The sequence below is a fragment of the Burkholderia sp. LK4 genome (assembly GCF_001043615.1).
Classification (GTDB): domain Bacteria; phylum Pseudomonadota; class Gammaproteobacteria; order Burkholderiales; family Burkholderiaceae; genus Burkholderia; species Burkholderia cepacia.
Genome location: NZ_LDUL01000166.1, coordinates 1 through 1,301 on the forward strand (window position 1 = coordinate 1; position 1,301 = coordinate 1,301).

General features: G+C 69.9%; 3 protein-coding genes. 1 reads left to right on the forward strand and 2 read right to left on the reverse strand.

Going from position 1 to position 1,301, the window contains the following annotated elements:
- On the forward strand, nucleotides 1-446 hold a 446-nt coding region (locus tag VK92_RS38600), incomplete at its 5' end, for an FTR1 family protein (RefSeq protein ID WP_048468257.1).
- 108 nt (nucleotides 447-554) lie between these two features.
- Here the strand turns inward: VK92_RS38600 and VK92_RS38605 are convergent.
- Together VK92_RS38605 and VK92_RS38610 are read right to left on the reverse strand one after the other, a co-directional pair.
- Nucleotides 555-773, reverse strand: coding sequence for a hypothetical protein (locus tag VK92_RS38605; RefSeq protein WP_021162109.1), 219 nt, complete (start codon nucleotides 771-773; stop codon nucleotides 555-557).
- Nucleotides 773-1,228, reverse strand: a complete 456-nt coding sequence (locus tag VK92_RS38610; RefSeq protein ID WP_048025392.1) for a hypothetical protein — start codon at nucleotides 1,226-1,228, stop codon at nucleotides 773-775. The genes VK92_RS38605 and VK92_RS38610 overlap by 1 nt, the downstream gene beginning before the upstream one ends.
- Nucleotides 1,229-1,301: the final 73 nt, after the last annotated feature.

A 1,301-nucleotide genomic window follows, 5' to 3' on the forward strand; every position in this document is an offset into this window, starting at 1 on the left:
CCGTGCTGTTCCTGTACGGCATCGCGGCGGGCGATCCGGGACAGACGCCGCAGATGATCGTCGGCGGGCTGCTCGGCGTGCTCGGCGGCGCCGGGCTCGGCTACGGGATGTATGCGGGCCTGCTGCAGATTCCGCTGAAGCGCCTGTTCTCCGTCACCAACTGGCTGATCGTGCTGCTCGCGGCGGGGATGGCCAGCCAGTGCGTCGGCTTCCTGCTCGCGGCAGGCCTCGTGCCGTCGTGGGGCGATGCGGTCTGGGATACGTCGTGGCTGCTCAAGGAATCGAGCATCGTCGGCAAGGCGCTGCATACGCTGATCGGCTATACCGCGCGCCCGGCGGGCATCCAGATCGTCGCGTACCTCGCGACGCTGGCCGCGATTGTCGGGCTGGCACGGTTCGTCGGCCGGCCGCAGGCGGCGGTGCGACCGCCACGGGCCGCGGCTTGAGTTGTCCTGGTTCGAATGACGAAGGGGCGTCGATGACGCCCCTTTTTCATTGCCGGCTCGCGGCCGACTCGTGTCCGGCGTCGACCACGGCGCGCAGGTCGCGCACCCTCAGCGGTGGCTGTCGATCCAGGCGCGGGCCCATTCGAGCCCCGCTTCGCGCGCGTCGTCCTCGGTGTCGAACACGCCGAGCACGCCGGACGCCTCCACCAGCTTGTTGTTCTGCGTGATCGTGCCGCTCGCCGCGAAGCGCTCGGGCTGCAGGATCTCGTCCTGCTGCAGGATCGCGTGGCCCCAGATCTGGTAGCCGTGGTAGGTTTGCGCTTCCATTATCGAGTCACCTCCGCAGAGCGGTTGTGCGTGCCGACACGCAGCACGTTGCCGTCCGGTGTGTATTGCCGCGGGATGTCGGAGTAATTCAGCGCGTGCTGCGCATCGGGCGCAGCCGGCTGCATGACCGTCAGGCGTCCCGGTGCGGGCTGCGCGACGGGGCGCGGTGCGGCCGGCGTCTCGGCCGCGGTGGCGGGCGGACGATGCGAGCCGGCTTTCACCGCCTGCGCGACACGGCGCTTGTGCGGTTTCACCGCGGCTTTCGGTGTGGCATTCGCGTGCTTCTCCACGCTCTTGCCGGCGCGTGCATCGGCGCCGGTGTGCGCGGCCGGCGTGCGGGCGGCCGGCTGCCGCGCCTCGGGCGGGTTCCAGACTTCGACGTAGTGCTCGGCGGCCCAGCCCGTCGACGCGAACGTCAGTGCCAGCAATCCGCATCCAAAGAGTCTTACTGCCATTGTGTCTCCGTCATATTCGTTGCGGGGCGCGTCGCGGTATCCGGTGCGGGGGCGGCCGTGCAGGGGGATTCGG

Excerpts from the sequence above, each read along its gene's own strand:
- VK92_RS38605 (WP_021162109.1), bottom strand. The coding sequence starts at position 773 with ATGGAAGCGCAAACCTACCACGGCTACCAGATCTGGGGCCACGCGATC.
- VK92_RS38610 (WP_048025392.1), bottom strand. The coding sequence starts at position 1,228 with ATGGCAGTAAGACTCTTTGGATGCGGATTGCTGGCACTGACGTTCGCG.